General features: G+C 37.9%; 12 protein-coding genes. 4 read left to right on the forward strand and 8 right to left on the reverse strand.

Annotated elements, in window-relative coordinates; all coding sequences use genetic code 11:
- Window positions 1–84: 84 nt before the first annotated feature.
- Together ACYVM0_RS24030 and ACYVM0_RS24035 are read left to right on the forward strand one after the other, a co-directional pair.
- Window positions 85–495, forward strand: a complete 411-nt coding sequence (locus tag ACYVM0_RS24030; protein ID WP_460561458.1) for a hypothetical protein — start codon at window positions 85–87, stop codon at window positions 493–495.
- A 12-nt stretch (window positions 496–507) separates the two neighbouring features.
- Window positions 508–1452 (forward strand): hypothetical protein, encoded by a 945-nt coding sequence (locus ACYVM0_RS24035; protein WP_460561460.1) that lies wholly within the window; start codon window positions 508–510, stop codon window positions 1450–1452.
- Window positions 1453–1636: 184 nt separating this feature from the next.
- Here ACYVM0_RS24035 and ACYVM0_RS24040 read toward each other — a convergent pair whose 3' ends face one another.
- Window positions 1637–4609 carry a sensor histidine kinase gene (locus ACYVM0_RS24040; RefSeq protein ID WP_460561463.1) on the reverse strand — a complete coding sequence of 991 codons (2973 nt, stop codon included), beginning with the start codon at window positions 4607–4609 and terminating at the stop codon, window positions 1637–1639.
- A 70-nt stretch (window positions 4610–4679) separates the two neighbouring features.
- On the opposite strand from ACYVM0_RS24040, the gene ACYVM0_RS24045 reads away from it, so the two are divergent.
- Window positions 4680–6062 (forward strand): hypothetical protein, encoded by a 1383-nt coding sequence (locus ACYVM0_RS24045; protein WP_460561465.1) that lies wholly within the window; start codon window positions 4680–4682, stop codon window positions 6060–6062.
- On the opposite strand, the gene ACYVM0_RS24050 is transcribed toward ACYVM0_RS24045, so the two are convergent.
- Window positions 6040–6366 carry a hypothetical protein gene (locus ACYVM0_RS24050; RefSeq protein ID WP_460561467.1) on the reverse strand — a complete coding sequence of 109 codons (327 nt, stop codon included), beginning with the start codon at window positions 6364–6366 and terminating at the stop codon, window positions 6040–6042. The two genes, ACYVM0_RS24045 and ACYVM0_RS24050, sit on opposite strands and share 23 nt — an antisense overlap.
- A 188-nt stretch (window positions 6367–6554) precedes the next feature.
- Between ACYVM0_RS24050 and ACYVM0_RS24055 the strand changes: the two genes are divergently transcribed.
- Entirely contained in the window at window positions 6555–7202 is a 648-nt protein-coding gene (locus tag ACYVM0_RS24055; protein ID WP_460561469.1) for a response regulator, read from the forward strand.
- Window positions 7203–7360: 158 nt separating this feature from the next.
- On the opposite strand, the gene ACYVM0_RS24060 is transcribed toward ACYVM0_RS24055, so the two are convergent.
- The 6 genes from ACYVM0_RS24060 to ACYVM0_RS24085 all read right to left on the reverse strand — a co-directional run bounded on the left by ACYVM0_RS24060 (window position 7361) and on the right by ACYVM0_RS24085 (window position 19476).
- On the reverse strand, window positions 7361–9163 hold the full coding sequence (locus ACYVM0_RS24060) for a SusE domain-containing protein (protein ID WP_460561471.1): 1803 nt from the start codon (window positions 9161–9163) through the stop codon (window positions 7361–7363).
- Between the two features lie 21 nt (window positions 9164–9184).
- Complete coding sequence (locus ACYVM0_RS24065) at window positions 9185–10006, reverse strand: SusE domain-containing protein (RefSeq protein WP_460561473.1); 822 nt, start codon at window positions 10004–10006, stop codon at window positions 9185–9187.
- A gap of 25 nt (window positions 10007–10031) precedes the next feature.
- Entirely contained in the window at window positions 10032–11648 is a 1617-nt protein-coding gene (locus ACYVM0_RS24070; RefSeq protein ID WP_460561475.1) for a RagB/SusD family nutrient uptake outer membrane protein, read from the reverse strand.
- Between the two features lie 18 nt (window positions 11649–11666).
- The gene (locus ACYVM0_RS24075) at window positions 11667–14699 is read right to left on the reverse strand and encodes a SusC/RagA family TonB-linked outer membrane protein (RefSeq protein WP_460561477.1); all 3033 of its coding nucleotides are present in this window, start codon (window positions 14697–14699) and stop codon (window positions 11667–11669) included.
- Between the two features lie 377 nt (window positions 14700–15076).
- Window positions 15077–15817, reverse strand: coding sequence for an NUDIX hydrolase (locus tag ACYVM0_RS24080; RefSeq protein ID WP_460561479.1), 741 nt, complete (start codon window positions 15815–15817; stop codon window positions 15077–15079).
- Between the two features lie 35 nt (window positions 15818–15852).
- Entirely contained in the window at window positions 15853–19476 is a 3624-nt protein-coding gene (locus ACYVM0_RS24085; protein ID WP_460561481.1) for an alpha-amylase family glycosyl hydrolase, read from the reverse strand.
- Window positions 19477–19544: the final 68 nt, after the last annotated feature.

Below are 19544 nucleotides of genomic sequence, written 5' to 3' on the forward strand. Positions count from 1 at the left end.
ACTTAAGAGGCGGTTGTAAATTTTTTCAATGGCTTTACTTTCAATCAATACCAATTTGTAATTCCACATTCTAAACTCAAAAACATGGCAAAACACAGAATTACGTTAAAACCTGGGGACTTTAAAAAGCTACATTCAAAATTAAAAAAAATGGAAGCATCAGACCCCTCTTTGAAAATAGGCAATCAGTTATTGTCTGATTTTTTAATTGCTAATTCACTTGCCGATGATAAAACTGACACTGCAGCAATAAGAACAAAGCGTATCATACTTCATATAGCAGGAAATTTTACAACTAAACCCGAAACATTAAACGATAATATTGACTTGGTGCAAAACCTTTTGTACGGAGATGATGAGTATACATTATTGCAGATGAGACTTGATATTCTTGTAAAAGAATTTAAGTCATCCGCAAGCATCAGTAGTTCAGAAGCAGGCGATTGCTCTACTGTAGGGCACTGCACAGCATTAGTAGATTCAAAAATTAAATAATTAAAAAGGGTTATGAAAATAAAATCCATTCTTGTTTTACCTCTGCTTATGATAGCATCTTCTGTAGTTGCTCAAAACGGCGGCAATGAAGAAGACCACACTTTAAGCAAATTCTGGAAAAAATTAAAAGTGAGAAAAGCTTTTGAAACAGGTACCAAAGACGATGACAAGGCCGCCAATCTTTCTTTTACATTTCCCAAAGGCAAACCTAATTCTTTTGTGATAAATGCCGGCATAGGATATCAGTTTGGCGACAGAACAAAAAAGACAAAAAACAATAAGGCTTACAAAGAAGTGTTCTCAGGCTTTTTTGTTTACAATCAAAACAACGAAATAGAAAAAGAACAAAAAAACTACAAAGCGGGTATGTCTTTTTCGCAGGCTTTTTACACAAATATTGACGAGTCTCAAGCTCATTTCGTGGAATATGCACTAGAATATTTACGCGATTTTTATGATACTTCACATTCTGTTTTATTCACTTCGTACTGGCACCCCTTTTCAAAAAAGCCCGGCGGAATTATCTTAGGTGGTTATGCCCAAACTGCAAAACGGGTATTATTCTATTTACATCCACAAGCTGGCATTGAATATCAAAATGTATTTACAGCAAAAGCAGCAGCAGATGAGGGATATGATTTAAGAGGGTTTTTCAGTTTGGGTGGAAATCTATTATTTAAGAAAAAAACATACGATTCCAAAAACGGCTTATTAAACAAAGAATTTTGGACAAAAGGTATAGAACTTAAAATTACTTACGATGGCAGGGTTGATATTTCAAACAGTATAGCTGCTGCCGGAGAGTCATATGTACCTATGTTTAAAGGTGAGCTTATTTTTTACCCAACTCAAAATAATAAATTTACAATTGGTCTATCTTACAATGACGGCGCAAACCCTCTCGATGGAATAGCAAAGCAAACATTCTGGCTATTGGCATTTAAATTTAAAAAATAGTATACTTAATTTATTTTCGTTGATAATAGTTTCATTCCACAGAAAGTATCATAGAGCAATCTAATACCGGTATATTCTTATTCCCGGGATAGGAATATACCAATGGCAAAGAGATTTTTCCAAAAAATCTTGTTTCGTAAAAAAAAATATCTGTGGATCATCCTTACCAATTGTAAAATAATTATCAGGCTGGCTTTATTTCTACCTGAGTTCCCTCACCACGAAAAGAAACAAGGGAAACTTTATACTTTATCTGCCCAGCCCTATACTGCATATTTTTAAGCCCATAACCTTTTTTAACTTCTTCTACATTAAACCCCTTACCATTATCGGCAACAACAATCTTTATTTTTTTACCGCTGGCAGTAATACTAACATCTATCTGGCCTGCACTGGAATATTTTATGCTGTTATTAATAGCTTCTTTACAAATTAAAAACAGGTTACGTTTTTCTTCTTTTGTGAGTTGCCGGCTATTGACTTCGCTATCAGCTTTAATTACTGCCACTATATTGCTTGCGCCTGCTACCGGTATAGCAAATTGTTTAAGCCTGGTTATCAGTTCATCTACTGTATCCAGCGAATCGTCCAGTACCCAAATCATATCCCTTAGGCTCATGGTGGCCTCAGTTAAATTATCTTTAACCTGCTGCAGGTTTTCCTCCTGCTTTACACCACTTATGGCCAGGTTGGTAAATACTTTTACACTGTTGAGTGTGCTACCCAAATCATCATGCAAATCTGTGGCAATATTTTTTCGTATGGCATGTTGTTTTTGTATTTGCTTAATACGGTAACTGTATAATGAATAAAGAATTCCTGCAACTGTTAATGCTATTGATAAGTAAAACCACCAGGTTTGGTACCATTTGGGTTCAAAGATTAATATGAGTTCTTTTGGCTCACTCCAAATTCCATCTTCGTTGGCTGCTTTTACCTGGAGGTGGTAGGTGCCGGGGGAGAGGCCAATGAGCGTAATGAAATTTTGTGTTTTAAGATCAATCCAGTTTTTGCTTTTCTCAATAATTCTGTATTGATATATTGTGCGTTCTGGATTAAAATAATTAATGCCAATAAACTTAATTGTAGCCTGTAATACATTAAAAGGAATATAAAAAGATTTTGATTTCAGATTAACAGTATCTGTTTTTTTTTCATCAGATAACTCAATATTAATACCATAGAAATATATCGCAGGTATTTTTACTTCTGCCGGAAGATTTAAAGGATTAAATATTGTAAACCCTCCTTTACCCCCGGCATAAATTTTATCGTTTAACGTATTGCCACTTGTTTCTTCAAAAACGTTATCATGAAGACCATCATTCGCATAAAATGTTTTAAAAGTCTCTTTATTTACGTTTAAACAGCTTAAACCTTGATTAGTTGTAATAAACAACAAACTATCCCTCCAAGGGAGTAATTTATAAACTCCATTATTCCTGAGGCCATTGTTTGTTGAAAATTCTTTTTCAAAAGTAAAATTAGAATCTAAAACAATGACACCACTTCCATATGTAGCGACATAATATTTATTTTTTATTTTTGATATATCAAAGAATATTGAGTAGTTACTTTTTGCATTTTTTTTAAAGGTATGCGTAGTGAATTTATACGTTTGAATGTTGAAAACATTAAAATGTGTATCCCCCAATACTGCCACTTCATTATTAGAGACTTGAAATACTGTGTTTATTATTGGTTCATTAAAGCTCTTATTATTGGTTCCATCAAAATGCTTTACAATTTTCGTTCTATAATCCCATACAATAATTCCTTTGTGATTTTCGGTTCCGAATATATATATGTCCCCCATTTTCACAATGCTATTGATGCGTATAATTCCAATAAATCCAAATTCTTTATGTATGGATTCAAAAGGTATAAATTTTTTATTTCTAATAGAAAATAGCCCCTTTGTATTTGAAACTAATGTATCTAATATATTGTCGCAATAGAAATAGTCGTATGAAACTCTGCTATCTATTGGGTATATATCACCGGTAAAACAATTCACTTTGTAAAGACCATTTTCTGAACATGCATAAACAATACTGTCTGATTGCGGATACAGGTAATAAGCCTGTGTAATGCTGGTATTTGAAATCGACGTTTCTTTTGAAGAAATATTTTCAGCGTAAGGAGGACTGTTTTTTAAATAGGCCAGGCCCTGCTGGCAACCAAGCCAAAGATTGTCTTCGTTATCACAGAAAATAGTATAAATTGAGTTCAACCACACTGGCGATTCACTGGTTGACGCATTTTTTATTACGCTATATTTCTTTGTCTTAAAGTTGACTTTTATAAGATTGCTTTCATTGGAATACCAAATATTTTTTTCTTTGTCTATACAAAGTCCAAAGGCATGATTGTTATGTTTTAGAGGTAAAAAATCCAACAAGTCCTTTTCATAAATGATGTTTTGAGAATTTAGTTTAAATCCTTTGACTCCATCTGAAGTTGCCACATAAAAGCAATCCTCACTTGCCTTAGCTTCAAAATAAGCCAAATCAATGGTATTACTATATGCTTTAACCGGTAACCGGCTAAGTATCTTCGATTTTTTTATATCATAAAGAATTATTCCGCTTGATTGCGTAAAGGCTAATAATTTATCTTTTATGATTAGTAAATTTAAAACGTTGAGTGAGTCAGAACCAGGCAGTTTATTAACCTCATAATTTTTTTTGTCAATTGAATAAATACCTGAAGAAGATGCGACGAAAACTTTCTTTTCAGCAATACAAATTCGAGTAATCAATATTATTTCTCCATTATTATAGAGTATATTTTTGTATTCAATTACGCCTGTGGTCAAATTTACTATATTGATACCGCCGCTAATACCTGCAATCCAAACTTTGTTATTCACACTGTCAACAACCATACTTCTTATGTCTGGAGTAATAAGGCTATGTTTTGTTCCTAAATCAGTAGTATAAAACCCCAGTACTTCAGAGCCATACCTAAATAAACCATCTTGAGTACCCACCCACAAGAAACCGAAATTGTCTTGAACTGTTTCCCTTACGTTCGTGATTTTTTGGGGGCCTGGTACTTTAGCCTCATGAATAAGATATTTCTCGTATGTCTGACTTTGTACTGTTAAACTAGAAACAACAAATGTCAAAAAAAACAAGCTAGTCTTTTTTGACATTTTAATTAATTTATAGTTAAAATGATAAATGTGTTTTGTAAATTAGAGTTTATTAAATCAAGTATCTAAAATGAACTATTACGAATGGCTTTACATAATATTTATCTCTGACTTTACTGATGAATCTCAACCAGACAAGGTTTTTCAAGATACAAAAAAATATTTAGAACAATTAAGTTATTCCCAACGTATTAAGGTGGTTTTTATAAAGAACTCATTTTTAACCCAACGCCTTCTTTTAAAAACAGATAAAAGAAACGAGGTAAAAATTATAAACAACTCTAAAAAAACGAAGCTCTTTTTTTGCGAAATAACAATATATGAAAGTGAAAGTTGCAATGATAATAAACTCGTTATACAAAAAGTAAAAACATCTTTCAACTACTGGCAAAAAGCTTTTGATTTTGTTTTTAAAAATTATACAGCAGATAATTATGTTCTGCATACATCCAGCCACAGTAACGGGTTTGAAATTAATGTGACTGATGAAGGATTTGTTATGAATGGCTGTGGTAATCTTCTAACGAAGAAGGCAACTTTCTCTGCGTATAAACATCAGTCGGCTTATTTTACTGAGTTCCTTAAAAGAAAAAATACAGGAAAAAAAAATCCCCTTTTTTTAAGAGGTCTTAAGAAGCAAGGAAATGAAAATACAAAGCTTTTTAAAAAGCTAAACCCTAAAAAACTTCCATTGAAAAAATGGGCAAGTTGTAATAGCTCTAATGGACTTTTATTATATGATTTTTCAAAGTATTTAAAAGAAACTAAAATTAAGTTTAAGTTCCTGTTTCTACAAAATTGCGATACTTTTTTGTTAGAAAATCTTTATTATCTTAAAGATACTGCAAATATAATTTTCGGATCTACCGGAAATATATCAAAAAGACTCAATTCTTATGAAATTATTTATTTGAGTATTATACAGAATGAATGCATGGAAAAAATAAAAATGGGAATGATGAACAAACTAAGAAAATTAATGATTGACAATAATATTTTTGAGGACAGTTTATTAATGGCGGAAACAAGCAATATTGACGAAGTATTTACATGTATCAGCAAAATATTCCAGTTACTTAAAACTCTGTACTTAAAAGATAAATTATTTAGAAATTCAAGAATTCCATTTTTGATACCAGACCCAGGTTTGCCCATATCGCCAATCTCTCACGATCCTAATCTTCAGTATTACGATGTAATTGAATTATTAAAAGTATTTGCTGGTAATAATATAGATGCCCTTAATTTAATTGGCGGTTTCGAAAATGCTTGTAACAAAAACATCATTCCGTTACACACTTTATCTCCTCACAATTTTCCCTCACTTTTATATCCTTACAAATCCAGATATAGCTTTTTATCTCACCTCAGAAGTCTTTACAGGAAACCATATAGTAGATTTAGTGATGAAACTTACTATAACAGCCTAATCACTGCATTATTTTTTGAATAAAGAATTGTTTGCTTATTTCGGCATAATTTTTTTCTTCGAAAAGTTTTTTAAGTAACTCAAACCCCTCCGGATCGCCTCCTGAATCCCATGGTTTTTTGGGAGTGTTTAGAGCAATGGAAACACTATTGCCGGTTTTATCTCTGGCAAGTAATTTTAGCCCATTGGGTTTATCCTCAGCTCCAAGGCTTTCATAAGTAATCATAACAACCTCTTCATTTGGAAGTGCTGCTAAATTTGGCCCCATCCCTCTACCATATTTAAAAAGGATTTCACTTTTTGTTTCAACTTTTAGATCGAACTCCATAATTTAAAAATTTATTAGGTTAAAAAAGGTTTCTATTGTAATTATAAATCAACATTCTCTAAAAAACAAGCCTTTTATCAAATATCCAAAACTAATTCGCCTTCCAAAACTCTCCCACCGTGTTTTCACCCTTTTTTGCTACAAATGCAGTATTTTTATTTTAGCACAGCAACTAACAACCCTTAGCCATGACTTCCATTGTTTTAGTAGACGACCATTCCCTCCTTCGTATGGGCCTTGCAAGCCTTGTAGAAAGCCTTGGTTATGAAGTAAATTTTGAGGCCGATGATGGCAAAGAATTCATAGAAAAATTAAACTCCGCCAGGCTCCCCGATGTTGTGTTGATGGATATTAACATGCCCGTAATGGATGGCTTTACTACAACTCAATGGCTTAAAGAAAATCACCCCGACATCAAAGTACTCGCCCTCAGCATGTACGATAATGAAAACTCAATCATCCGTATGCTGAAAGCCGGCGCCAAAGGCTATATTTTAAAAGATAGCGAACCGGCAGAATTAAAAGCCGCTATTGATGCCCTGGTGAGCAAAGGCTACTACTACAGTGACCTGGTGAGTGGTAAACTAATTCATGCCATTAATAAGATAGAGGATGAAGGCAGTACTATTAATACACTGGCCAACCTTAACGAGAGAGAAACCGATTTTTTAAAATACGCCTGCACCGAAATGACCTACAAAGAAATTGCCGATAAAATGTTTGTAAGCCCACGCACTATCGATGGCTACCGTGATGGCTTGTTTGAAAAACTGCGTGTAAAAACAAGGGTGGGTTTGGTAATGTATGCTATTAAGAATGGGATTGTGAGTGTGTGAGGAAGTGAATGGTGAATGGTGCCCTTCAACTTCGTTCAGGGCGATAAGTGAGTATAGTAAATTTTATAAGCAGAGACCGCAGAGAGAAGAAATTACTAATACAAAAGGGCTGCCCTTCCGGACAGCCCTTTTATCTATATATTCCGCAAACCCGGCAATTAGTTGATACGCATTGTTTGGGTATTTTCATTCAATGTAATAGTGTAAGTACCTGCAGTTGCCGGGGTTTTAAAATTGTCCCCGCCTTCCCACTTGATCTTTTTATCGGCACCTACAGCCTGGCTCTGGCCGCTGTTATCTTCATAATCAAAAGCACCCCAGGCATTACCGGCCACAAATTTAATATCCTTATTTGCTTTTAAGGTAATGCTGATCGTCCATACGCCATTACCAGCGTAAGTCATTTGAGGAGATGTTGGCGGATCCCAGTCGTTTACACCGGCCTGGTTAATACCGTCTCCCACCACCCTCATTTCGGCTGCAGGACTCATAAAATATTTTACATTATTCACATCACGGCCATCCCAGATCACCCTGTTTCTTACAGGCGAGTTAGTGATGTCGGCAAAGTTAGCGCCATTTACTTCCAGCGTACTGCCATCGCCGTTAGGTGTGCCATAGCTCCTGGTTTCATCTACTGCTTTGCTGCCATTATCCCAGGCATTATTATCAATCAGCTTCCAGCCGCCATTGCTCGGGAAGGTGTTGATACCCACAAATAAATTGGTGGCGGCTGTTCCCATAGCATAAGTGGGGAATACTCCCGGAGGATTCCATCCTGCTGCGGTAGCTCCGCCTACAAAACCCATCCTGCCTTCACGGATATCATATTTTAAAGTAGTGCGGTTAACAGTTATCCTGTAAAAGCCGGCATTGGTTACAGAAAAATTTCCGCCGTTATTGCTGGTGATAGAACCTGGTGCTGCACCGGTACCATAAGCAATATTCCACGAGCGGCCTTCGGAAACTTTAAACTGGGCACCTGCAGGTAAGTAGATGTAGATGTAGTACATATCGTTAAACACCCCTGCACGAAGGTCCCTGATCAATTCAGGTGCTGTTGGCGGATCCCAGTCGTTACCATTGCCTGTGGAGGCCTGGTAGCTGCCCGGTAAATACATTCTTACAATGGGCACATAGCTTTGAATGGTTACATTAACCACGTTAGAAAACACGATAGCGCCTAATGCGGTTACAGCCTTTAAGCGGTACTCCACTTTTCCGGTATTGCCCCCTGGTATACCCGAATTTAATGCTGTAGTATTCATTTCTCCCTGGGTTAAACCCTTGGTTAAAATGGAAGGCCCTACGGCAATTTCAATAGGCGCTACAAAATTCTTACCGGCAGAATCATATTGTAATGTGTAGGTTACAATACCGGGATAACCAGTGAATGCATTTGTCCAGCTGAAAGTATTGGAAGCTAATGCAGCATTGGCTAAGGTTAAGGTAACTGATGTGTTGGCGGTAACCAATGTTGAAGGATCCATAAAAGGAGTAACGGTCAATTTCAATACATTAGACATGTACCTTTCGTTGTTGTTACTGTAAGAAGAGATCAGTCTTACATCAATACTCTGCGCTGTATTCAATTTAAAACCAAGGTTCAGCAGGATAGCATTTAAATCCCTTCCTGTTAATGAAGTGTTTAATAATCCAATTACTGTTTTGGTATTCTCGTTGGCAAAATTTTTGCCGGTGCTGTCAATCTCCAGGATGTATTTATACACCGCCGAATCCTGTGCATACCTCGGGTTGGTCCATGAAAATGTTACCACTGCTTTGTTGGAATCTGCCAAGGTTGGTGCAACAGTAGTAGTTGAAGTACTTAAAACCGGCGAAACACCTAACTGGTAAACAGGTAATGCCTCCACCTTTTTAAGATTGTCTATTTTATTACATGCTGTAAACAAACCAACAACCGTAACAGCAGCTAAAAATATTTTTAAAATATGTTTCATTGTTAAAATTTTAATTGTTTGTTATTGTTTTACAACTGTATATTTTCCCGTTTTAAAATTCATGGTTACTTTATAACTACCCGCTACTGACGGAGTAGGAATAGCATCAGGATCTGAGCCGCCTCCCATGTTAAAACCTATATCGCCACCTGTTGCAACTTTACCACCATATTGTGGCTGCCAGTTGTTTAATGTAGATAAGAATTTGTAATAGAAGCCTGGTGTAAAGTTCATGGTGATATTATATTCTACCTTACTAACCTTTGTGCATTTTTGAGCTGCCGGAGGGTTGTTGGTCCAGCTGCTGGGTGTGCCATCACCTGTTATGTATAAATCACCTGTTGGTGGAATTGGTACGGCAACATCCAGGTATGGAGTGATCACAATTTTAACCACATTTGAATATAAAGGCACTGCATTACCTGCAATGGTAGATTTTATCCTGAACTCGATATTGTGCGGAATGTTTTCCAGCACATCTAATTTAGACAGGAAAGTATTGATGTCTTTAATAGTATAAGACACACTCAATTCTTTTGGAATGGCCACTTCCTGTATATTAGGATTTTTGAAATTGGCACCAGTTGTATCAATCTGCAGTATGTATATCACATCCTGTGAGCTGTTACCGGTATTAAACTGGTAGTTAGGGTTCGTCCATGTAAAAACAACAGCAGTATTGTTTTTCTTAGTACTGTCTAATACCATTGCGGCAGTTGAAGAAGCCTTTAATACAGGTGCCGTGCCTCCTTCAAAATAGTTTTTATTTTCATCTTTTTTACAGGAAGCCAATACAGCCACCAGTAAGGATAGTAAGAAAATCTGTTTTACAATATTTTTCATTTTAAATGATTTTAGCAGTTAAAAATTAATAGCCTGTATTTTGTGTTAAGTTAGGGTTAGCGGTTCTGTTAGTAGATGGAACAGGAAAAATATTATACTTGCTGTCTACTGCAGTGCCTGAAGCCACACCACCCTTCCATGGCCATAAATAAGTACCGGTAGTTAATAATCCGTAGCGGATCAGATCTGTACGGCGGTGTCCTTCCCAATACAATTCCCTGCCTCTTTCATTTAAAATATTTTGTAACCCATTGGCAACAGGTGTCAGGTCAGATGCTGAAAATGCAGTTGCACCAGCTCTTGTTCTTATCAGGTTGATATAAGTTAAGGCTGTTGCTGCATCACCACCTGCACCACCTCTTAATACAGCTTCTGCGTAAATGAGGTACATTTCTGGTAAACGGAATACAGGAAAATCAACATCAGAAAAATCTTTCTTGGAGTCAGATACTGCACCACCGTCTGAGCGCACGTTCTTGTATTTATTGATGTGTAAACCATTATCAAAATTGCTGATATCGCTGATGGCTATCTGGCTGGCTGCTGTTCCGTATTTAGTAGTACTGAACATGGCTCTTTTATCTGTATTACCACTCAGGTCATTAAACAGGTCAGATAAACCCTTGGTGCCCCTGTATCCATACCATCCGCTTCCTACACCATATTCATCGTGATCATCACCTGAGGCACAGTGTACAAAGAAGGTAGTATTACCATAGGCCTGTGTGCGTAATCCATCACAATTAATGGCAAACATAAATTCGTCTTTGGCCTTGTCGTTATCTGCCATAAAAACCTTACGGTAATCCGGGTATAAACTATAGCCACCGCCAATTACTTTTTTAGCATACGTAATGGCTTCGGTATATTTAGCCGTACCGGTGTATACCTGTGCATTTAAATATAATCTTGCCAGTAAAGCCCATGCTGCTCCCTGGTCTACCCTGCCATACTCAATGGTTTTTACTGTTGCCAGTTCTGTTTCAATTGCCTTTAATTCCGATTCGATATACACAAACAAATCAGCCCTGCTTTTTTCGCCGGGTAATTCTGTACCTACAGCATTAGCTTCAGTAATAAAAGTAGATTTTCCAAACAGATCCAGCATCACCCAGTAATTGTAAGCACGTAAAAACCTTGCTTCAGCTCTTGATTTTTTAATATCATCTGCTGCGGTACCTGTGATGTTGCGTTCTGCCAGTTTTGCATCAGTTGCTTCTCTCAGGTATTCATTAATCAATGTAATGTTATAAATAGGCCTTGCATAAATCCCTTTTAAAAAAGGATCATCGGCAGTCCATTTTAAATTATGGAAGTCTTTAATGGTCTGGTCATTCCATGCTACCACTGCTTCGTCGGTTGGCAGTTCTTCGCAGTTGAAAAACATACGTATAAAAGCCACCTGCGATCCTTCATCCAGTCCGCCACTGATATCAGGGCTACCTGCAGGGCCTGAGTTACCGGTGATAGATAATGTACCGTAAATTTTTGCCAGTACACTTTTATAACCTGCTGCGGTAGAATATGTTTTTTCCGGCGTTAAATCATTTACCGGATACAGGTCCAGTTTCTTTGCGCAGGATGTTGCAACAATGGCCACAACAACTGCTAATAATATTTTATTGATCATTTTATTTTTCATAAAACTTATTTTATTAAATTAAAAATCAAGACTTGCACCTACTGAATAGATCCTTGGGCGTGGGTAGATAGTATAATCTACACCGGAGCTGCTGGCATTTTCAGGGTCAAGGCCGGAATATTTGGTGATGGTAAATACGTTTTGAACGCTGCCGCTTACACGTAATGAAGCTTTATTATGAATGATCTTTCCAAAATTGTAACCAATATTGATATTGTCTAATTTCAGGTAGGAAGCATTCTCAATATAATAGTCAGATAAATATTCGTTGGTAGAAGTACCGCTGAATTTAGTGGCCATATAATCAGGTGCCCCGTTCTGAATAAAATTGATCGGATTTTTTAAAGCCCTCAACACCCCGTTGTTAGAGTTAAACTGGTTGTACAGGTAGTTGCCTAAAGCACCATGAGAAGCCAGGCCAAAATTCCATTTTTTATAAGTAACCTGTGTATTGATACCAAATAAAATATCGGCAGCAGGTTTTTTGTATAAATAACGGTCGGCTTCAGTTATCTGTCCATCACGGTTTAAATCTTCAAAAAGATTTTCTATTGGTGCGCCGGTTGTTTTATCGTATACCTGTTTGTATACATTAAATACATAAGGAGAATAACCTACTGCAAATTTGCCAATGTAGTTGGTTAAACCACCTCCAATGCTGCTTACATCAATTCCCTTAAAATTAGGATCGGGGAATTTTTGCAGGTTGGTAATTTTAGACTGATTGTAAGTAACGTTAAAACCAAAATTCCAGGTCAGGTCTCTTTTAGCAATAGGTATAGTATTCAATGAAAACTCTATCCCTTTATTTTCCATATTACCTACGTTTGTAAACAGGGTAATATCGAAGTTAGAACCAGGAGCAACAGGAATTACACTCAACAGGTCTTTGGTTTTCTTTTGATACACATCAACAGAACCGGAGATCCTGTTATTCAGGAAACCGAAGTCCATACCGATATTAGAAGTAGTGGTACTTTCCCATTTCCTGTCTTTATCATATGCAGAAGGACGTAAGAAACTATAATAAGTATTACCAAACTGGTACTGTGCCGAAGCATTACTTTGTGAGTAATAAGGCAGGTAAGAATAGTATGGGATACCATCCTGCTGGCCGGTTTCACCCCAGCTTAAACGCAGTTTTAAATCGCTCACTACATTACTGTGTGCAAAAAAATCTTCTTTCATTTTCCATGCCACCGCTACAGAAGGGAAATAACCTACCCTGTTTTCTTTAGCAAATTTAGAACTGGCATCACGGCGTAATGAAGCCGTTAATAAATATTTATTGTTGAAGGTATAGTTCAACCTTCCGATATAAGATTCTAACCTGTATTCAGGTTTATCAGTAAGGAAAGTGGGTTGAGAACCTTCCAGTGTATCTTTTAATGCAGGTTTTGCAGGATTTGAAATAGCCCTGTAACTAAACGATGCAAAGTTCTTTACCTCTGTAACAAAATCCTGGTAGCTATGACCTACCAGTACGTCTATCTTACTTTTAATGCTCTTTACTTCTTTGCTGTAAAATAACTGCACATCAGCCAGTGTATTTTTTTTCTTTTGCTCGTAATAAGATTTTGAACCGCCGGTTTTATACACAGTAGCAGAAAGAGAATCTGTATTATCATTGCCTTTACCACCTGCATTATCAATACCCAGGTTAACTAATAAATGCAGATCAGGTAAAAAATGCATTTTATAATCTATCTGCACATTACCAATTACCCTGTTTACATCGGATGTATTATCTCTTAATTCCAGTAATGCCAACGGGTTTCTTGTAGCAAGGTCAATGGGTTTACCATCAGGCTGCAACCATTCGTAGTAGCCGCCATATTTGCCTCCTGTGGTATAAACCGGTTGTGTAGGATCAAATGAAACAGCCGAACCAATTGCACCTTCATTTGCCCATTGGTTGTTGGTATGACTGTATTTAAAAGCAACGTTTACGGATAAATGATCGTTCCATAATTTAGGAGAAAGATTTAATGAGGTAGATACCCTGCCAAATTTATTGGTCTTTAAAATACCTGCCTGGTTAAGATATCCTAATGATGCCCTGAAAGGAAGATCAAAAGGTAAACCGGCAATATTGCCACTGGCGCTGATATTATTATCATTACCAAATGCAGCCCTGTAAATTTGCTTTTGCCAATCGGTATTAGCTGTACCCAATAAATTTTTATAGGTATTGTTGCCCGTAGCAGCTGCATCTGCATTGATGATGCTTCTGATCTGATCGCCTGAAAGTACATCTACTGTCTGGGCCACATTAGCAACAGAACTTTGTGTATTGAAATTGTATTTTACTTTTCCTTTTGAACCTTTTTTGGTGGTAATGATCACTACCCCGTTTGATGCTCTAGAACCATATAAGGAAGTTGCAGAAGCATCTTTTAATACGCTTATAGATTCAATATCATTGGGGTTAATGGTGTTGAGGTAGTTACCCGATCCTGCAATGCCATTGCCTTCTACAGGTACACCGTCAATTACAATTAAAGGATCGTTGCTGGCATTTAAAGAAGCTCCGCTTCGGATGCGTATCTTACTTCCGCCACCGGCAGATCCACCGCCTGTTGTAACTTCCAGTCCGGCAACTTTACCCACCAGTAATTGCTCTGATGAGTTAATATTACCTTTTTGAAAATCCTTGGCAGAGATGGCTGTTACCGAACCGGTAAGGTCGCCTCTTCTTTTGGTACCATAAGCCACAACCACTACTTCGTTTAAGCGCTGGTCGGCTTGTACAAGGCTGATCTCTAAGGAAGTTTTGCCGGCAACCGGAACTTCCAGGGCAGCAAACCCAACTGATGTAAACATCAATGTAGCAGTAGAAGCTGCATTAATTTTAAAGGTACCATCTGCTGCTGTTTTAGTAGCAGTGGTTGTTCCCTTAACAGCTACTGTAACTCCGCTTACAGGGGTACCATCTTTGCTGTCGGTAACTTTACCGGTAACAGCAGTTTGTGCAAACGCCACTACTGATAAGCACAGCAATGCAATCGTTTGCGGAATGATCCGTAAGAAATGTGGGATGATTTTTTTCATACATGCAATTTGTATCGTTTAAAAAAATTGAGAAGCAATCTTATAATGTGTATTTTTTACACAAAGCAAGATGTGTAAATATTACGCAAAGTAAGCCTTTATTTTATATTACAAACATTTTGTTAAATATTTTTTTTGGCATCTTTCCGCTAAAAATTATTATTGCTGTTTTAAAAGGCAGCCACAATATTGAAAGTGCTGCATAAAAGATTGGGGTGCTGCAAAATGAGGCTGGTTTTGGGTTACAATCATTTCCAGGGCTTAAAAAATATGATTTTTATCATGTTTTTTAAGCCAGGGCAGGATGGTGTAATAAATTTTTACCCTGTATTTAGCAGCTGATTTCAGGGCCTGTTTTTCTTCAACTATACCCGGCATTAAAAATCAATACCCACCCATTTTTTCTTTTTCTTTTCGTACTTTTCGTAATTGAATTTGTACAGCTTACCAGGCCTGTGCGGTACATCCTGTTCCATCTCGTCAATGTCAATCAAAAAGTCCATGGAGAAGAATTTTTTACGAAAATTCCTTCTGTCCATTTTGGTATCCAGTATGGCTTCGTATAAATTCTGCAGGTCGCGTAATGAGAATTTCTTTGGCAAAAGATTAAAGCCCAGCGGATGTTCCTGTATTCTTTTTTGTAAACGTTTGTAACAGGTGTCAAATATTTGCTGATGGTCGAATGCGAGGTCTGTAACATTTACAATATCGTGCCAGTGCAGTTCATTATCCAGTATATTTAATTTATGATGCTGTACATTTATCAGTGAGCAATAGGTTACTGTAACCACACGGCCTGCAGGGTGGCGGGTAACCGAACCAAAAGTGTGCACCTGTTCCAGGTACACATCGCTTAAGCCGGTACGCTGCTTTAAAATCCGGTAGGCGGCAGCATCCAGGTCTTCGCTGGGCCTTACCAGGTCGCCCAATAACGACCATTTACCAAGATATTTCTTAAGATCACTCCTGATCAGTAATACTTTCAGCTTGTTTTCATCAAACCCAAAAATCACACAGTCTACAGATAAAGCGATCTTGTTACTGCTTTCCACTTCAGACTGGATGGCCAAAAGGGATTTAATATTCTTCCCTTTATCAGTATTTAATTCAGCAGACATTTCAGACAATTTTATGGTTTAAAAGTAAAACTATTTTATTGTTTTAAAAACTGGGTAAAATTGCGTTTCCCGTTTTGCTCAATCTTTAAAAAATAACTGCCTTTAACCAATGTATTCAGCTGGCTGATAACCGGTATCCTGTACTGCCCGGCACTTAAGCTGGCATTACATAAAATTTGTAACTGCTGCCCGAAAGAGTTGATCAATGTAATTACCACTTTTCCATTACCCGGAACAATATAATCGATAGCCGCGTTACCGGTAACAGGATTAGGGGATATTTTAATGCCCAACCCGTCTTTTAGCCTTGTAATAGTACTGTTGTGTGCATTTGTTGTAAACTGTGCAGTAACATAATTGGTATTGGGCAACGCAGCGCAATTGGTACTTACCCTCCAGTCGTATACAATACCTGAGTTAAGGTTATTTAGTGTAATAGTACCTGTTGTAATAGCACTCACCACATTTATCCATGCGGTTGCAGCAGCATCTTTATAATCCACCGTATAATAATTGCCGGCAGCAGCAGTCCAGTTTAAGATGGCAGAGTTAGTTGTAATACCTGTTACATTAAGGCCGGATGCAGCCAATGGCGCCGTTACCACCACGTTAATGGGTGTTCGGGCACTTTCGCCACAATTATTTTTCTGGCTTACGTAATAGGTTACCGTTCCTGCCGCAGTGGTAGATGGTACAGGTGCCGCAGTACTTGCAGTACCGCCTGTTGCGGTGGTATACCAGGATAAATTAGTGCCTGTTGCAGTTAGTGCAGTGGCTGGCGAGTTCTGGCAATAGTTTACGGGGCTGGTTGCAGCTGGTGCAGTTAATATAGCTGCTACATTTACTACTACGGGTAAACGCACACTTTCGCAACCTATGGTTTGACTAACATAATAAGTAATTGTTCCGGCTGTGGCGGTAGATGGTGTTGGTGCAGCTGCAACACCTGTACCTCCTGTTGCAGCAGTATACCATAGCAGGTTGGTACCGGTAGCTGTTAACGGTACGGCAGTGGCATTCTGGCAATAGTTTATTGGCGTGGTTGCAGTTGGTGCAAGGGTAGCACATGCCGGCACACTTATATAGATATGATATTCGCCGGGTTGCAGCGTAATGGTTTGTGCGGCTGCTGTTAATGTAAAGTTTACACCGGTTGCACCATTAATACCAGTGGCGGTGCCATTGCTGATATAATTGGTCCAGTCGCCGGTGGTTTGAAAAGTAATAGCTTTGCTTTGCTGCACAACATCGAGGTTTGCCACGATGGTAATTTTTTTACCGCCTGCATTAGGGTCTGCTATCTGAAGCACTTTCACTAATCCTCCATTAAAATCGTAAGTAAAACTGGTATTGTTGAAAATAGCAGTGTTGGCTAACCTTAGTTGTAAGATGCTTTTGTAAGTGTCGTACAAATGTTTGCGGTTAACATCATCCATATATTCCCAATGCGGTGGCTTATTGGCCAAATTAGAGCCTCCGAAAGTCAGCGGAATATCATAGCCTCTTTCTTCAAACTGCCAGATCATTTTAGGGCCCGGTACTGTAAAGAAAACCGTTGCCGCAGCTTCTTCGCGGGCTAACGCCGTATTTAATGTTTTTACATTGTAACTGCCTGATGAATTACCGTTATTCAGATTTTTATACATCGTACGCTCCTCATCATGGCTTTCCATATAACCCACTTCGGCGGGATTGTTAAACGCTTTTTTTGCATCGCTGTATACTATAGGAGAGATATCAGAATTGGCTGTATACCCCATGGTACATTGGTTGTACACAAAATTGTTATTGCCCCACAACATAAATCCGTGTGCTGCATATTCCTGTTCTTCCTGGCAAGGTAAAGTACCCAGGAATTCCAGTATAATATAGGTATTAGGATGATTAAGAATAGTGCCATCGTAATAGCGGTTTAAATTGGCCACGCGGGTGGGATCATAATTTTCAACCGTGGTGGTATTAGTTACAGTTTGTGTAAATCCTTTTGCAAGGTCCATGCGAAAACCATCTACCTTATATTCATCCAGCCAATAATTTAATGAACGTTGCACCAGGTATTGTGTAGCCGTTGACGTATGGTTAAAGTCGTTGAATACGCTGTAAGGATGTGGTGCTGTAACATTTAACCAGGGATTATTGGCAGCCGGCTGATTGGTAGCTGCATTCCAATACATTTTTGCCTGCGGTGCATTATTATCGCATTGATTGTACACCACATCTAATATTACCGCAATGCCGTTAAGGTGACATTTATCGATAAACTCCTTTAATTTATTTTTAGTGCCATAGTACTTATCAGGCGCAAAGTAAAAAGTTGGATTGTACCCCCAGCTTTCGTTGCCGGTAAATTCATTAATGGGCATCAACTCAATGGCATTAATACCCAGGTTTTTAAAATACTGAAATGAATCTATCAGTGATTGGTAGCTATGTTGTGCAGTAAAATCCCTGATGAGTAATTCATACACCATCAGGTTCTTTTTATCAGGCTTGCTGAAATTAGTAACCTGCCAGTTGTATACCGGTTCTGCTGTTTGCAGTATGCTTACAATACCTGTTGTTAATCCTGTTGGATATGGCTTAAGGTTAGGGTAAGTAACAGCGGTAATAAAAGGATCATTATCGGGGTCCAATACTTTTTGTGTATAAGGATCGGCTATTTTGATGGTGTTATCAATAAAGTACTGGTAAGCATATTCTGTGGCCGGCGTAAGGTTATTGATGGTTATCCAGAAATAATTACCGTCGGGTGTTTTGTTCATCTGGTAAGCACAATCCACAGACCAGTTGGTAAAATCTCCCAATACCACCACGCTTGTTTTACCCGGTGCATACAATACTAATGTAGCTGATGTATTACTGGCAGCATAATTAATTCCTTCCTGCATACCGGCAGGCAAAGCTGCAACTGTAGTGGTTGGCGGAATATAGAATTCGAAAGAATCTTTTTTAATACCTGAGCCGTCATTACCTTCCAGCATTACTTTTTGGCTGCAGGCGGTAGTGATAGTTGGGTTGGCAGAAATTGTATTGGCACTTGCTGCAGTACCGATTGTATTGCCGTTTAATTTTAAGGTTAAGGCGGCATTGGCTGATGAAACACCTGTGATATTTACATTACCGCCAACAGCTACAGTTAATGGTTCCAGCCATGGGATATAACGGGGTTCAAAAGGTGGTAAATTCAACCGCACTGCGTACTCGGTATTTCCATAAACAGGTAAATACATATCACTCACATCGGAGTTTACCTGCTTTAATGTTCCGGCAGCATTCCTGAAAATTACAGTCACTTTTTTTATGGTTTCCCCGGCCGGCACGCCAAAAAAACTACGGATATTATTTATCGTGTATTGATATTTGTTAGACCCCAGTGGTGTGGCATGGGCCAATGGGTCTGCTGTTCCCCAGGTAAATTTTACATACTTCCAGTCTGAGGGACCAGTACTCAGGTTGGTGATGACACCCACGTGTACATATACATTACTGGAATTACCCCCTTCAAAATTTAAAAGGCCCTGGTTGCCTTTATTGCAATCCACAGTAAAACTGAGGTTGGAATTATCTATCGGAAACTCGGGTGTCCAGCTGAGTAAACGTTGTGAGTAAGATACTGTTCCTATGCAAAACAGTACCAGCAAAAGCAGGTATCTCTTCATAAACAAGCAATTTAATGTGTAAAATAAACACATTAGCATGAAACGGCAAAAAGGATTTCTGAATAAAG

This window comes from Ferruginibacter profundus, assembly GCF_054783275.1.